The organism is Enterobacter quasiroggenkampii, from assembly GCF_043972695.1.
Classification (GTDB): Bacteria; Pseudomonadota; Gammaproteobacteria; order Enterobacterales; family Enterobacteriaceae; genus Enterobacter; species Enterobacter quasiroggenkampii.
Window position 1 is genome coordinate 4,107,196 of sequence record NZ_CP143745.1, and the last position, 12,562, is coordinate 4,119,757.

The window sequence follows — 12,562 nt, forward strand, 5'->3', positions numbered from 1 at the left end:
AACAAACCCCACGCGTAGCGGGTAACGCCACGGTGGGGTTTCGGATGACGCGCGGTTAAACGTGGAAGCTTTCGCCGCAACCACACTCGTCTTTGACGTTCGGGTTCGTGAATTTGAACCCTTCGTTCAGGCCTTCTTTAACGAAGTCCAGCTGAGTGCCGTTGAGGAATTGCAGGCTTTTGCCATCGACCACCACCTTCACGCCCTTGTCTTCAAACACGGTGTCGTCAGACGCCGGTTCGTCAACAAACTCCAGTACGTAAGCCATACCAGAACAGCCGGAGGTACGTACGCCCAGTCGCAGGCCAAAGCCTTTACCACGGTTCGCCAGAAAAGAGCTTACTCGCGCGGCAGCGCTGTCGCTAAGGGTAATCGACATACTCAAACCTCAATTATTTTGCTTCACGTTTGCTTTTGTAATCCGCAATGGCGGCTTTGATCGCGTCTTCTGCCAGAATTGAGCAGTGAATTTTCACCGGTGGCAGTTCGAGTTCTTCAGCAATATCCGTGTTCTTGATTGCCTGTGCTTCGTCCAGAGACTTGCCCTTCACCCATTCGGTGACCAGGGAGCTGGACGCGATAGCAGAACCGCAGCCGTAGGTCTTGAAGCGCGCGTCTTCAATGATACCTTCATTGTTGACTTTAATCTGCAACTTCATCACGTCGCCACACGCTGGCGCACCGACCATGCCGCTACCAACAGATTCATCGCTGTTGTCAAAAGAGCCAACGTTGCGTGGGTTTTCGTAATGATCGATGACTTTTTCGCTGTATGCCATGATTGAATTCTCCTTATGTACCGATTAGTGATGTGACCATTCAATGCTGTTCAGATCCACGCCCTGCTTGAACATTTCCCACAGTGGAGAAAGGTCGCGCAGACGGCCAATGGAGTTGCGAACCAGCTTGATGGTGTAGTCAATCTCTTCTTCGGTAGTGAAACGACCTAAAGAGAAACGGATAGAGCTGTGTGCCAGCTCGTCAGTCATACCCAGCGCACGCAGCACGTAGGATGGCTCAAGGCTTGCAGACGTACAGGCAGAACCGGAAGAAACCGCCAGGTCTTTCAGCGCCATGATCAACGACTCGCCTTCAACATAGTTGAAGCTGACGTTGAGGATGTTCGGAGCACCCTGCTCGAGATCGCCGTTCAGATACACTTCTTCCATATCTTTCACGCCGTCCCACAGACGGTTACGCAGCGTGCGCAGGCGTGCCATCTCGGTTTCCATCTCTTCTTTTGCAATGCGGTAGGCTTCGCCCATGCCCACGATCTGGTGAACAGGCAGCGTACCGGAACGCATGCCGCGCTCGTGACCGCCACCGTGCATCTGCGCTTCGATGCGGATACGTGGTTTACGACGAACGTACAGCGCGCCAATCCCTTTCGGGCCATAGATTTTGTGGCCAGAGAAGGACATCAGGTCCACTTTCAGCTGGCTCAGGTCGATAGGCAGTTTGCCCACGCTCTGGGTCGCGTCCACGTGGTAGATGATACCGCGCGCGCGGCACATTTCGCCGATGGTCGCGATGTCTTGTACCACGCCGATTTCGTTGTTGACGTGCATGATGGAGACCAGAATGGTGTCATCACGCATGGCCGCTTCGAGCTCTTTCAGATCGATAATGCCGTTGCTCTGTGGCGCCAGGTAGGTGACTTCATACCCTTCACGCTCCAGCTGACGGCAGGTGTCCAGCACGGCTTTGTGTTCGGTTTTGCTGGTGATGATGTGCTTGCCTTTTTTCTGATAAAAGTTGGCTGCACCTTTGATCGCCAGGTTGTCGGATTCGGTCGCACCGGAGGTGAAAACAATCTCACGCGGGTCGGCACCCACCAGGTCAGCAATCTGATTACGGGCGATATCAACCGCCTCTTCAGCATGCCAGCCAAAACGGTGTGAACGGGAAGCTGGGTTACCAAAGTTTCCGTCCAGGGTCAGACACTGCATCATTTTCTCGGCAACACGCGGGTCCACCGGCGTGGTTGCGGAGTAGTCGAGATAAATCGGTAATTTCATTGCTCTATAAACTCCGTACATCGCTTCAATGCAAGGAATCAGGCAACCGGCTGGATGTACGACCGAGTACACGGGGCGAGTCTTCGCCCCGGCCTGATTCTGAAATACTTATCGTTTTATTACGCGCGTAATTTGACGTCGATAGCGTCCTGCGCGCGGGTGCTGCGTTGGGAATCATGGCCGTGCTGACGGCCCGATACGTCCAGAACTTCCTGGTTGTTCACCAGCTCACCGAGGGTGATGTTGTTCAGGAAGCCGGTCAGACGGTCGCTCAGATCGCGCCACAGCGCGTGGGTCAGGCACTTATCGCCGCCCTGGCAGCCGCCTTTACCCTGGCAACGGGTCGCGTCAACGGATTCGTCAACTGCGCTGATCACTTCGCCAACTGCAATACTGCCCGCGTCTTTACCCAGCAGATAACCGCCGCCTGGGCCACGAACGCTGGAAACCAGTCCATTTTTACGCAGTCTGGAGAACAGCTGTTCCAGATAAGAGAGGGAGATCCCTTGTCGTTCAGAAATATCAGCCAACGGAACCGGGCCCGCTTCGGAGTTGAGCGCAACGTCCAGCATCGCGGTCACGGCATAACGCCCTTTAGATGTCAGTCTCATGTCTTACTTAACCTCAAACTCGCCCCTGCCCGGGGTTTTTTATTGTAAAATGGGGTATTGCATAGCAGGGCCAAGTCTGACATTCCTGACTAAAATGGTCAACTATTTACTTGACTGTTTTAGTCAGGTATTTAACCTTCCGTGCCGTTTTTTGTCGGGTGACGCTTCGCGTACCCGACCGACGGTTTTGTAGGCCGGGTAAGCGAAGCGCCACCCGGCGAACAGACGACACTACTCTTTATTCTTCTGCTCAATCGACGCCAGGATCCCGCGCAGGATGTTCAGCTCCTGGCTTTCCGGACGCGCGCGGGTGAACAGACGGCGCAGCTTATTCATCACCTGACCCGGGTGGCCTTCGCGGATAAAGCCGGTCGAGAGCAGCGTCTGCTCCAGGTGACCGTAGAAACGCTCAAGGTCGTCCACCAGCGGGTAAGCCGTCTCTTCTTTAGGCTCAACCTCTTTTTCCTGCGTTGCCAGCCACGCCATACGCACTTCATAGGCGATAACCTGCACCGCCATCGCCAGGTTCAGCGAGCTGTACTCCGGGTTTGCCGCAATCGCGACGTGATAATGACACTTCTGCAGTTCATCGTTGGTCAGGCCAACGCGCTCGCGGCCAAATACCAGCGCAACCGGTGCCTGTTCTGCTTCCGAGACACTTTTCAGGCCGCATTCACGCGGATCGAGCATTGGCCACGGCAGCGTGCGCGAACGCGCGCTGGTACCGACAACGAGGCTGCAGCCAGCCAGCGCTTCGTCAAGGGTATCGACGATCTGGGCATTGCCGATCACGTCGCTGGCCCCGGCCGCCAGCGCAATAGCCTGCGAGTCAGGTTTCACCAGCGGGTTAACCAGCCACAGGTTCGTTAAGCCCATGGTTTTCATAGCGCGGGCAACGGAGCCCATGTTGCCGGTATGCGATGTTTCGACCAGCACAATTCGAATGTTTTGCAGCATAATTTTTAATGTCTGAATTCAGTGTCTGAAGAATATTCGGGCATATTATCATAAACGGGAGACATAATCCGATCCCGCTGCTATACTCTGCGCCGATTTTCCTGTTCTTTAACATCCAGTGAGAGAGACCGATGCATCCGATGCTGACCATCGCCGTGCGCGCAGCGCGCAAGGCGGGTAATGTAATTGCCAAACACTACGAAACGCCAGACTCCGTAGAAACCAGCCAGAAAGGCAGCAATGATTTCGTGACAAACGTCGATAAAGCCGCAGAAGCGATTATTATCGAAACGATCCGCAAATCTTACCCGCAGCACACCATCATCACCGAAGAAAGCGGTGAACATGAAGGTACCGATCAGGATGTTCAATGGGTTATCGATCCACTGGATGGCACCACCAACTTCGTCAAACGCCTGCCACACTTCTCTGTGTCTATCGCAGTACGCATTAAAGGCCGTACTGAAGTCGCCGTTGTGTACGATCCAATGCGTAACGAACTGTTCACCGCGACCCGCGGTCAGGGCGCGCAGCTGAACGGCTACCGTCTGCGCTGCAGCAACGCACGCGATCTGGACGGCACCATCCTGGCGACCGGTTTCCCGTTCAAGGCGAAACAGCACGCGACCACCTATATGAATATCCTGGGCAAACTGTTCACCGAATGCGCGGACTTCCGTCGCACCGGTTCTGCTGCGCTGGATCTGGCCTACGTGGCAACCGGCCGCGTTGACGGTTACTTCGAACTCTCACTGAAGCCATGGGATTTTGCTGCGGGCGAGCTGATCGCGCGTGAAGCAGGCGCCATTGTTTGCGACTTCACCGGCGGCCATAACTATATGTCTACCGGCAACATCGTTGCGGGTAACCCACGCGTTGTTAAAGCCATGCTGGCCAACATGCGTGATGAACTGAGCGATGCGCTGAAGCGTTAATCCAGTTTGTTAAGCCCGGTGGCGCTACGCTTACCGGGCCTACAAAATCCCTCAGTACGCTAGAAAGGCCGCAACCCCCTTCCCATCGGTACCGCACTCATCCACATCGTCACCGCAGCCACCAGCAGAATCACCCCACCCGCCAGCGCAAGCGTGGTCCACCCTATCTGTCGCCACAGCACCGGCGTTTTATTGCCGCTGAGTTTGACCGCCAGCTGACGGAAGCTGTGTACCAGCAGCGCTAAAGACGAAATGGTAAGAGAGGTTCCAGCCGCCATCGCCAGCGCGGACAGCATGCCCCAGCCGAACACGCCGATGACCTTACTGAACAGCAGCACCATGATGGCACCCGAGCACGGGCGCATCCCCATCGAGAGAACAATCATTAGCCGCGCGCGCCAGTCGTCGCCGTTCTGTAATTGTTCCTGCGTGGGCAAATGCTGATGTCCGCAGCCGCAGTGTTCATCATGAACGTGATGCGGCGTAAAGGATTTGAACATGGGCTTTTTCAGCAGCGCGCGCAGTTTTTTCAGCGCCCGCCAGCACAGGATCAGCCCCAGCACGCCCACCAGCGCATAGCTCCCTTTCTCCAGCCAGAAGCTGCTCATGTGCAGCTGGCGCGCCGGAAGCTGCAAAAGTGAAAGCACAACAACGACCAGCGCAATCGCCACGCCGCCCTGTAGCAGCGAGGAAGCCAGCGTCAGGCCGATGCTCGATTTCAGCTTTGACGGATGGGTGGCGAGCCAGGTCGTAATCACGATTTTGCCGTGCCCCGGCCCTAGCGCGTGCAGAACGCCATAGACAAAACTGAACGCCAGCAGGGATCCGCCCGCTTTGGTCGGGTTCTCCGCCACCGCCTTCAGCAGTCCGCTCATCTGCTGGTTGACCTCACGCTGCCAGATAATGCTTTTCATCATGACCTGCGGCCAGGCCTGCCACAGCCACAGCGCGCCGCAAACCGCTAACAGCAAAAAGAGCGCCAGCGGCCAGAGATGCAGCCAGCGGCGAGGTTTCCGAACCGGAGAGGAGATCACTGACATTGTAACGTCACCTCCTGTGCGAACTGTTTACCCAATTCCATATCCTCGGGTGGGGCATCGTCCTTGTCGAGTGAGACCGCAAAGTTCAACATCTCTTCGCTGGGCTTCGGGGTATGAACGCCAATTTTGCAGCTTTTTTGCAGCGCGTCCGGCAGTCGTACGTCGCTGTCTTTGTCATAGCGCATATCAACATAGTAGGTGGGATCAAAAGTGGAAAACGTGTACGTTTGCCCGGCCAGCGGCTGAGGATGCGCCAGCGGAAGCACGAACGTCAGCACCGCCTGGTGCCCTTCACGCGTCATCCCGTATTCCGTTGGTCGGTTCAGAAATTTGACCTTTTGGCCGTTATGCCAGAACTCGGTGAAGTAATGCTGGCCGAGCACGTTGGCCATTACTTCCGCTGCCAACTTTTTCCAGATCTCGTCGCCGGGCTTCGCGTTTCCCGCGTCATAGAGCAGGTCAGCCGAGGTGATTTCATCCATCGTCCAGCGCATTTTCAGGCCACTCAATTGCGTGCCGTCGGTGACCAGCTCGGTTTTAAGGTCAATAAAGCTGTGAGGGTGTGCGCTGGCAGTTAAGCTGATAACCGCCAAAAATAACGCTATCGCACATTGTTTAACTGTTTGCATCAATTCCTCACGTCAAAAATTCTGTGATGTTCCCCAGCAATCCTGAATGAAAGGCCTGCCGGCGCGCTTTTCAGCGCTCATCCTTTAGCTATTCTTATCAAACATTCACACTGGATACCCGACAGATGATGACGACGCTTGAAATTCCATCTGTGCTTTCCAGTTCGCAGCGCCGCTGCCAGGTGCTTTTGATGCTTTACCTGCCCGATGCTGCCGTCACCGCACAGAGCATAATCGCTGCCAACGGCGTGGACGACGCGATGGCACGGCAAGATATAGCCGAGACGCGCGATGAAATCCAGCGCTATCACCGGCTGGATATCGTTACGCACCACGACGGCTGCTACCGGATTGAAGGCACAGCCCTGAATCAGCGTTTATGCCTGCTGCACTGGCTGCGCCGGGCGCTACGGCTTTGCCCGCAGTTCGTCTCGCACCAGTTTACCCCCGCATTAAAAACCGCGCTTAAACAACACGGCATCGCGCGCCCGCTTTACGACGATGCGAACCTGCGGGCGCTGATCGGTTTCTGCTCACGCAAGCTCCAGCGCCAGTTTGAATGCCGCGACGTCCAGTTTTTACAGCTCTATCTGCAATACTGCCTTATTCAGCACCAGCTCGGGAATACGCCGCAGTTTTCCCATGTTCAGCGCAGCTGGACCCAGTCGAGAGGGGAGTATTTTACGGCGCAGGAGATCGTGCGCCACTGGAGACGACGCGTCCCGCAGGGTGCCCACGGGGATGAACAGCTGTTTCTGGCGCTGCTGTTTATGATGCTCCGCACCCCCGATCCGGTGCTTGATAAGCACCAGCAGGATCAGCGTCTGCGCCGGGCCATCGTGCGCATGGTGGCCCGCTTTCGTTCGCAGACCGGGATGAACTTCAGCGATGAACAAGGGCTGACCGATCAGCTGTATATCCATCTGGCTCAGGCGCTTGACCGTTCGCTGTTTGAGATCGGCATCGACAATAGCCTGCCGGAGGAGATCCACCGCCTTTATCCCCGACTGTTACGCACGACGAAAGAGGCGCTGTTTGAGCTGGAGGCGGAATTTGGGCTACGTTTTTCCGATGAAGAGATGAGCCTCGTGGCGGTGATTTTTGGGGCCTGGCTGATGCAGGAGACTGACCTGCATGAAAAACAGGTGATCCTGCTGACGGGAGACGATAAAGCCAGTGAGGAGCAGATCGAACAGCAGCTTCGCGAGCTGACGCTGCTGCCGCTCAACATTCGCTATCTGACGCTGCAGGCTTTTCAGAAAGAGGGAGCGCCGCGCGAAGCTGCGCTGGTTATCACCCCCTACCCTACGGCCCTGCCGCTGTTCTCGCCGCCGTTGATTCATGCCGTTGAGACATTGAACGCGCAGCAGCAAGAACATATTCGCGCCATGCTGGAATCATAGTTACGCGCGTGCGGCCACTTTCGGTCGAACAAACATTGCCGGTAGCGCCACCAGAGCCATTACCCAGAACACGCCATGCCCCAGATGCTGGTAGAGGAACCCTGCAAAGACCGTCATGATCGCGATACTGCCCCCCATTGCCACTGCCGAATAGACGGCCTGCAGGCGAATCACGTCCCCGCCCTCGCGCGCAGCGATATAGCGCATGGCCGCCAGATGGCACACGGTAAAGGTGCCGCAGTGAAGAATTTGCGCCACAATCAGCCACGGCAGATCGGTCGTCCAGCCCATAATCCCCCAGCGCGCCACCCCGCACACGGCGGAAAGGAGCAGCAGGTCACGCGCGCCAAAGCGGCGGAACAGTTTTTTGCTCAGGGCAAAGATAATGACTTCGGCCACCACGCCCAGCGACCACAGATAGCCCACGGCGGAAGCAGAATATCCCGCCCCCTGCCAGTAGATGGCGCTGAAACCATAGTACGCCGCATGTGCCCCCTGAAGGAGGCACACGCACGCCAGAAAACGCCAGCTCTGTGCGACCAGGCTCCGCCATGCGGGCCAGCCAGCACTCTCCTGATGGCGGCTTTCCCCTTGCGGCATCACCGATGGTCGCAGCAGCATGCCCAGCAGCATCGAGGCAATACCGATGCTCAACAGGGCAAGAATGGCGCGGTAATCGTACAGGCTGACCAGTTTGCCCACCAGCGCCGAGCCAATCACAAAGGCGATAGAGCCCCACAGGCGCACGCGACCGTAATCCATGGTGATCTGCTTTTGCCAGGTGTTCGCCAGGGCATCCGTTAAAGGCACCAGCGGTGAGAAGAACAGGTTAAAGCCGACCATCACCACCATCAGCCAGGCAAACTGGTGGCTGACCCAGAAGCAGGCCACAAAGACCAGGGTCAACAGAGCAAGAATACGCACAGCCTTGATCAGTAAGGAGGGATCGCTGACGCGCGGGGCGATCAGCAGGCTGCCGAGAAAACGCGCCACCAGCCCGGCTCCCAGCAGGACGCCGATGGTCTCGGGCGTCAGGCCGATACCCTTAAGCCAAACGCTCCAGAAAGGCAGAAAAATGCCGTAGCTAAAGAAATAGGTGAAATAACTGAGCGCCAGCCAGCGCGTGGAATGCAAGACCATGAATCCCTCCCGAAATCGAGGCCATAGTCTGGCGAGAATATAAAAATTAAGCAAGTAGATAGCCTGCTATAAATTAACGAAAATTTAACATCTTGCGCAATCGTCTGGCTTATGGCAGGGAATGAAAATATGTATTACGTTTAAATTACTCCACTTGCAGAGGTTTTTCTGCCATGAACTCACTACGTTATCTCGATTTCGGCCAGTCACGTCACCTGCTGCTGCTCATTGGCCGCATCGCACTTGTCGTGCTGTTTATTATCTTTGGTTATCCAAAACTGACGGGGTTTAGCGGCACCGTACAATACATGACCTCGCTGGGCACGCCGATGCCCATGCTGGCGGCCATTATTGCGGTAGTCATGGAAGTGCCTGCCGCTATTCTGATCGTACTGGGGTTTTTCACCCGTCCTCTCGCGGTACTGTTTGTGTTCTACACTCTCGGAACGGCGGTGATTGGGCATCATTACTGGGATATGACCGGTGATGCGGTCGTACCGAATATGATTAACTTCTACAAGAATATCAGTATTGCTGGCGCCTTTATTTTGCTGGCGATTGTCGGACCTGGCGCCATCTCCCTGGACCGGCGTTAAGCCATAAAAAAAGGCCGCATGCGCGGCCTTTTTTTATTTCTGCAAAGCAGAGGAATTATGCGTAAACCGGGAAGCGTGCGCAGATATCCAGAACTTTACCTTTGACGCGCTCGATGACGGCTTCGTCATTGATGTTGTCCAGAACGTCACACATCCAGCCAGCCAGCTCTTTCACTTCCGCTTCTTTGAAGCCGCGGCGAGTCACGGCCGGGGAACCGATACGGATACCGGACGTCACGAACGGGCTCTTCGGATCGTTTGGCACGCTGTTTTTGTTCACGGTGATGTTGGCGCGGCCCAGGGCTGCGTCAGCTTCTTTACCGGTCAGGTTCTTATCAACCAGATCCAGCAGTAACAGGTGGTTTTCAGTCCCGCCGGATACCACTTTGTAGCCACGGTTCAGGAACACTTCCACCATCGCTTTGGCGTTCTTAGCAACCTGCTGCTGGTAAACCTTGAACTCTGGCTCCATCGCTTCTTTCAGCGCGACCGCTTTTGCCGCAATAACGTGCATCAGTGGGCCGCCCTGCGCGCTTGGGAACACCGCGGAGTTCAGTTTTTTGTACAGCTCTTCGTCACCGCCTTTCGCCAGGATCAGGCCACCGCGTGGACCCGCCAGGGTTTTGTGGGTGGTGGTGGTCACAACGTGAGCGTGTGGAACCGGGTTCGGGTAAACGCCTGCAGCGATCAGACCCGCAACGTGCGCCATGTCAACGAACAGGTAAGCACCGATGCTGTCTGCGATTTCGCGCATTTTTGCCCAGTCAACGATACCGGAGTAAGCAGAGAAGCCACCGATGATCATCTTCGGTTTGTGCTCTTTAGCCTGCTTCGCCATGTCTTCGTAGTCAATTTTACCGGACTCATCAATACCGTAAGGGATGATGTTGTACAGTTTGCCGGAGAAGTTAACCGGGGAGCCGTGAGTCAGGTGGCCGCCCTGTGCCAGGTTCATACCCAGAACGGTATCGCCCGGCTGCAGCAGCGCGGTGTAGACCGCGAAGTTAGCCTGAGAGCCAGAGTGCGGCTGGACGTTTGCATAGTCAGCGCCAAAAAGTTCTTTCGCACGATCGATAGCCAGCTGCTCAACGATATCAACGTACTCGCAACCGCCGTAATAGCGTTTGCCCGGGTAACCTTCAGCGTATTTGTTGGTCAGCTGAGAACCCTGCGCCTGCATAACGCGCGGGCTGGTGTAGTTTTCGGAGGCGATCAGTTCGATGTGCTCTTCCTGACGTACTTTTTCCTGCTCCATAGCCTGCCACAGTTCGGCATCATAATCGGCAATGTTCATTTCACGCTTTAACATCCGCATCTCCTGACTCAGCTAACAAGTAAATTTTGGCCTGAAAAGGCAGTCCTGTTGGACGACGGGCAACAGTATAACTGATTAGTTGTGTGATAACAGGTCTTGACAAACGATTTTACGCAAACGTTTTCCTTCCCGCCACGCAAGGGTTTGAGGAATAAAGCGCTCGCCCTTTCCAGCGGATTTCTTTTCAGGTTTGTGATGCATATTTTTCATCTTGCAAAGAACCATTTACAACGCAGGGGTATTTTTTATAAGATGCATTTAAAATACATCATTAAAGTGACATCAAAAGGACGCGCTCATGCTCGACGCTCAAACCATCGCTACCGTAAAAGCCACCATTCCCCTGCTGGTGCAAACCGGCCCTAAACTCACCGCCCATTTCTACGATCGCATGTTCACGCACAACCCGGAGCTCAAAGAGATTTTCAACATGAGCAACCAGCGTAACGGCGATCAGCGTGAAGCGCTGTTCAACGCCATCGCGGCGTACGCCAGTAATATTGAAAACCTGCCAGCGTTGCTGCCTGCGGTGGAAAAAATCGCGCAGAAACATACCAGCTTCCAGATCCAACCCGAGCAGTACGACATCGTGGGTGGTCACCTGCTGGCAACCCTCGACGAAATGTTCAGCCCGGGCCAGGAGGTGCTGGACGCGTGGGGTAAAGCCTACGGAGTGCTGGCAAACGTGTTTATCAACCGTGAAGCGCAGATCTACAGCGAAAACGCCAGTAAGAACGGCGGCTGGGAAGGCACGCGCGCGTTCCGCATCGTTGAGAAAACGCCGCGCAGTGCGTTAATCACCAGCTTCGAGTTTGAGCCGGTGGACGGTCAACCGGTGGCCGATTACCAGCCAGGGCAGTATCTGGGCGTGTGGCTGAAGCCTGAAGGTTTCCCGCATCAGGAGATCCGTCAGTATTCTCTTACCCGCAAGCCAAACGGTAAAGGCTACCGCATTGCGGTGAAGCGTGAGGACGGCGGTCAGGTTTCCAGCTGGCTGCACAACGAAGCGAACGTGGGCGACGTGGTCCATCTGGCCGCGCCAGCGGGCGACTTCTTTATGACCGTTGAAGCCCATACGCCGGTCACGCTGATCTCTGCGGGCGTCGGCCAGACGCCGATGCTGGCGATGCTTGATACGCTGGCAAAATCACACCACGGTGCACAGGTTAACTGGTTCCATGCCGCCGAAAACGGCGACGTGCACGCTTTTGCGGATGAGGTGAAAACGCTCGGGGCCTCCCTGCCGCGTTTCACCGCGCACACCTGGTATCGCCTGCCGACGGATGCAGATCGCGCAGCCGCACGGTTTGACAGCGAAGGTCTGATGAATTTAAGCCAGATGGAAGGGGCGTTTAGCGCGCCGGACATGCAGTTCTACGTCTGTGGACCGGTGGCGTTTATGCAGTATGCCGCGCAGCAGCTGGTGGGGCTGGGTGTGAACAAAGACAGCATTCATTACGAGTGCTTCGGCCCGCATAAGGTGCTGTAATCGCCCGGCGGCGCTTCGCTTGCGCGGGCCTACGAAGAGTTTTGTAGGCCGGGTAAGCGCAGCGCCACCCGGCAAGAACGTTAAATCGCGGCGTCGTCTTCTTCGCCGGTACGGATACGGATGACGCGCGCCACGTCAAAGACGAAGATTTTACCGTCGCCAATTTTGCCGGTTTGCGCCGTGCGGATAATGGTGTCCACGCAGGTGTCCACGATATCGTCGCTGACCACGATTTCAATTTTCACTTTCGGCAGAAAGTCGACCATGTATTCTGCGCCACGGTAAAGCTCGGTGTGACCTTTCTGACGACCAAAACCTTTCACTTCCGTCACGGTCATCCCGGTGATGCCGACTTCCGCCAGCGCTTCACGCACATCATCCAGTTTGAAAGGTTTAATAATCGCATCAATCTTTTTCATGGTGGGTCCT

14 protein-coding genes are annotated in these 12,562 nt (G+C 55.7%); 4 read left to right on the forward strand and 10 right to left on the reverse strand.

Annotated features, from left to right (window positions below):
• Nucleotides 1-55: 55 nt before the first annotated feature.
• The 5 genes from iscA to trmJ form a co-directional block, all read right to left on the reverse strand.
• Nucleotides 56-379, reverse strand: a complete 324-nt coding sequence (iscA, locus tag V1572_RS19545) for an iron-sulfur cluster assembly protein IscA (RefSeq protein WP_003860659.1) — start codon at nucleotides 377-379, stop codon at nucleotides 56-58.
• A 13-nt stretch (nucleotides 380-392) separates the two neighbouring features.
• A complete protein-coding gene (gene iscU / locus V1572_RS19550) occupies nucleotides 393-779 on the reverse strand; it encodes a Fe-S cluster assembly scaffold IscU (protein WP_003860661.1) in 387 nt (128 codons plus the stop codon).
• A 24-nt stretch (nucleotides 780-803) separates the two neighbouring features.
• A complete protein-coding gene (gene iscS / locus V1572_RS19555; protein ID WP_008502157.1) occupies nucleotides 804-2,018 on the reverse strand; it encodes a cysteine desulfurase in 1,215 nt (404 codons plus the stop codon).
• 119 nt (nucleotides 2,019-2,137) lie between these two features.
• On the reverse strand, nucleotides 2,138-2,629 hold the full coding sequence (gene iscR, locus V1572_RS19560; protein ID WP_045399615.1) for a Fe-S cluster assembly transcriptional regulator IscR: 492 nt from the start codon (nucleotides 2,627-2,629) through the stop codon (nucleotides 2,138-2,140).
• Nucleotides 2,630-2,860: 231 nt separating this feature from the next.
• Complete coding sequence (gene trmJ, locus V1572_RS19565) at nucleotides 2,861-3,586, reverse strand: tRNA (cytosine(32)/uridine(32)-2'-O)-methyltransferase TrmJ (RefSeq protein WP_008502159.1); 726 nt, start codon at nucleotides 3,584-3,586, stop codon at nucleotides 2,861-2,863.
• Nucleotides 3,587-3,717: 131 nt separating this feature from the next.
• Here trmJ and suhB point away from each other — a divergent pair, with 131 nt between their 5' ends.
• Nucleotides 3,718-4,521, forward strand: a complete 804-nt coding sequence (gene suhB, locus V1572_RS19570; protein WP_003860668.1) for an inositol-1-monophosphatase — start codon at nucleotides 3,718-3,720, stop codon at nucleotides 4,519-4,521.
• A 59-nt stretch (nucleotides 4,522-4,580) separates the two neighbouring features.
• Here the strand turns inward: suhB and V1572_RS19575 are convergent, their stop codons facing one another.
• On the reverse strand, nucleotides 4,581-5,561 hold the full coding sequence (locus tag V1572_RS19575; protein WP_262810860.1) for a nickel/cobalt transporter: 981 nt from the start codon (nucleotides 5,559-5,561) through the stop codon (nucleotides 4,581-4,583).
• A complete protein-coding gene (locus tag V1572_RS19580; protein ID WP_048029583.1) occupies nucleotides 5,552-6,190 on the reverse strand; it encodes a DUF1007 family protein in 639 nt (212 codons plus the stop codon). The genes V1572_RS19575 and V1572_RS19580 overlap by 10 nt, the downstream gene beginning before the upstream one ends.
• 125 nt (nucleotides 6,191-6,315) lie before the next feature.
• Here V1572_RS19580 and csiE point away from each other — a divergent pair, with 125 nt between their 5' ends.
• Nucleotides 6,316-7,593: a stationary phase inducible protein CsiE gene (csiE, locus tag V1572_RS19585; protein ID WP_126534752.1), complete on the forward strand. Its 1,278-nt coding sequence runs from the start codon at nucleotides 6,316-6,318 to the stop codon at nucleotides 7,591-7,593.
• Here csiE and V1572_RS19590 read toward each other — a convergent pair whose 3' ends face one another.
• Complete coding sequence (locus V1572_RS19590; protein WP_045908544.1) at nucleotides 7,594-8,733, reverse strand: 3-phenylpropionate MFS transporter; 1,140 nt, start codon at nucleotides 8,731-8,733, stop codon at nucleotides 7,594-7,596.
• Between the two features lie 173 nt (nucleotides 8,734-8,906).
• Between V1572_RS19590 and V1572_RS19595 the strand changes: the two genes are divergently transcribed.
• A complete protein-coding gene (locus V1572_RS19595) occupies nucleotides 8,907-9,329 on the forward strand; it encodes a DoxX family protein (protein ID WP_024908634.1) in 423 nt (140 codons plus the stop codon).
• A gap of 55 nt (nucleotides 9,330-9,384) precedes the next feature.
• Here the strand turns inward: V1572_RS19595 and glyA are convergent, their stop codons facing one another.
• The gene (gene glyA, locus V1572_RS19600) at nucleotides 9,385-10,638 is read right to left on the reverse strand and encodes a serine hydroxymethyltransferase (protein WP_395299511.1); all 1,254 of its coding nucleotides are present in this window, start codon (nucleotides 10,636-10,638) and stop codon (nucleotides 9,385-9,387) included.
• 304 nt (nucleotides 10,639-10,942) lie between these two features.
• Between glyA and hmpA the strand changes: the two genes are divergently transcribed.
• The gene (gene hmpA, locus V1572_RS19605; protein ID WP_252077936.1) at nucleotides 10,943-12,133 is read left to right on the forward strand and encodes an NO-inducible flavohemoprotein; all 1,191 of its coding nucleotides are present in this window, start codon (nucleotides 10,943-10,945) and stop codon (nucleotides 12,131-12,133) included.
• An 80-nt stretch (nucleotides 12,134-12,213) separates the two neighbouring features.
• Here the strand turns inward: hmpA and glnB are convergent, their stop codons facing one another.
• Nucleotides 12,214-12,552, reverse strand: coding sequence for a nitrogen regulatory protein P-II (gene glnB / locus V1572_RS19610; RefSeq protein WP_003860685.1), 339 nt, complete (start codon nucleotides 12,550-12,552; stop codon nucleotides 12,214-12,216).
• Nucleotides 12,553-12,562: the final 10 nt, after the last annotated feature.

Bases quoted from the DNA above. Each gene is read 5' to 3' on its own strand.
- suhB (WP_003860668.1), top strand. From the start codon at position 3,718: ATGCATCCGATGCTGACCATCGCCGTGCGCGCAGCGCGCAAGGCGGGT.
- iscU (WP_003860661.1), bottom strand. From the start codon at position 779: ATGGCATACAGCGAAAAAGTCATCGATCATTACGAAAACCCACGCAAC.
- iscR (WP_045399615.1), bottom strand. From the start codon at position 2,629: ATGAGACTGACATCTAAAGGGCGTTATGCCGTGACCGCGATGCTGGAC.
- V1572_RS19575 (WP_262810860.1), bottom strand. From the start codon at position 5,561: ATGTCAGTGATCTCCTCTCCGGTTCGGAAACCTCGCCGCTGGCTGCAT.
- V1572_RS19590 (WP_045908544.1), bottom strand. From the start codon at position 8,733: ATGGTCTTGCATTCCACGCGCTGGCTGGCGCTCAGTTATTTCACCTAT.
- V1572_RS19580 (WP_048029583.1), bottom strand. From the start codon at position 6,190: ATGCAAACAGTTAAACAATGTGCGATAGCGTTATTTTTGGCGGTTATC.
- csiE (WP_126534752.1), top strand. From the start codon at position 6,316: ATGATGACGACGCTTGAAATTCCATCTGTGCTTTCCAGTTCGCAGCGC.
- V1572_RS19595 (WP_024908634.1), top strand. From the start codon at position 8,907: ATGAACTCACTACGTTATCTCGATTTCGGCCAGTCACGTCACCTGCTG.
- glnB (WP_003860685.1), bottom strand. From the start codon at position 12,552: ATGAAAAAGATTGATGCGATTATTAAACCTTTCAAACTGGATGATGTG.
- hmpA (WP_252077936.1), top strand. From the start codon at position 10,943: ATGCTCGACGCTCAAACCATCGCTACCGTAAAAGCCACCATTCCCCTG.
- iscS (WP_008502157.1), bottom strand. From the start codon at position 2,018: ATGAAATTACCGATTTATCTCGACTACTCCGCAACCACGCCGGTGGAC.
- glyA (WP_395299511.1), bottom strand. From the start codon at position 10,638: ATGTTAAAGCGTGAAATGAACATTGCCGATTATGATGCCGAACTGTGG.
- iscA (WP_003860659.1), bottom strand. From the start codon at position 379: ATGTCGATTACCCTTAGCGACAGCGCTGCCGCGCGAGTAAGCTCTTTT.
- trmJ (WP_008502159.1), bottom strand. From the start codon at position 3,586: ATGCTGCAAAACATTCGAATTGTGCTGGTCGAAACATCGCATACCGGC.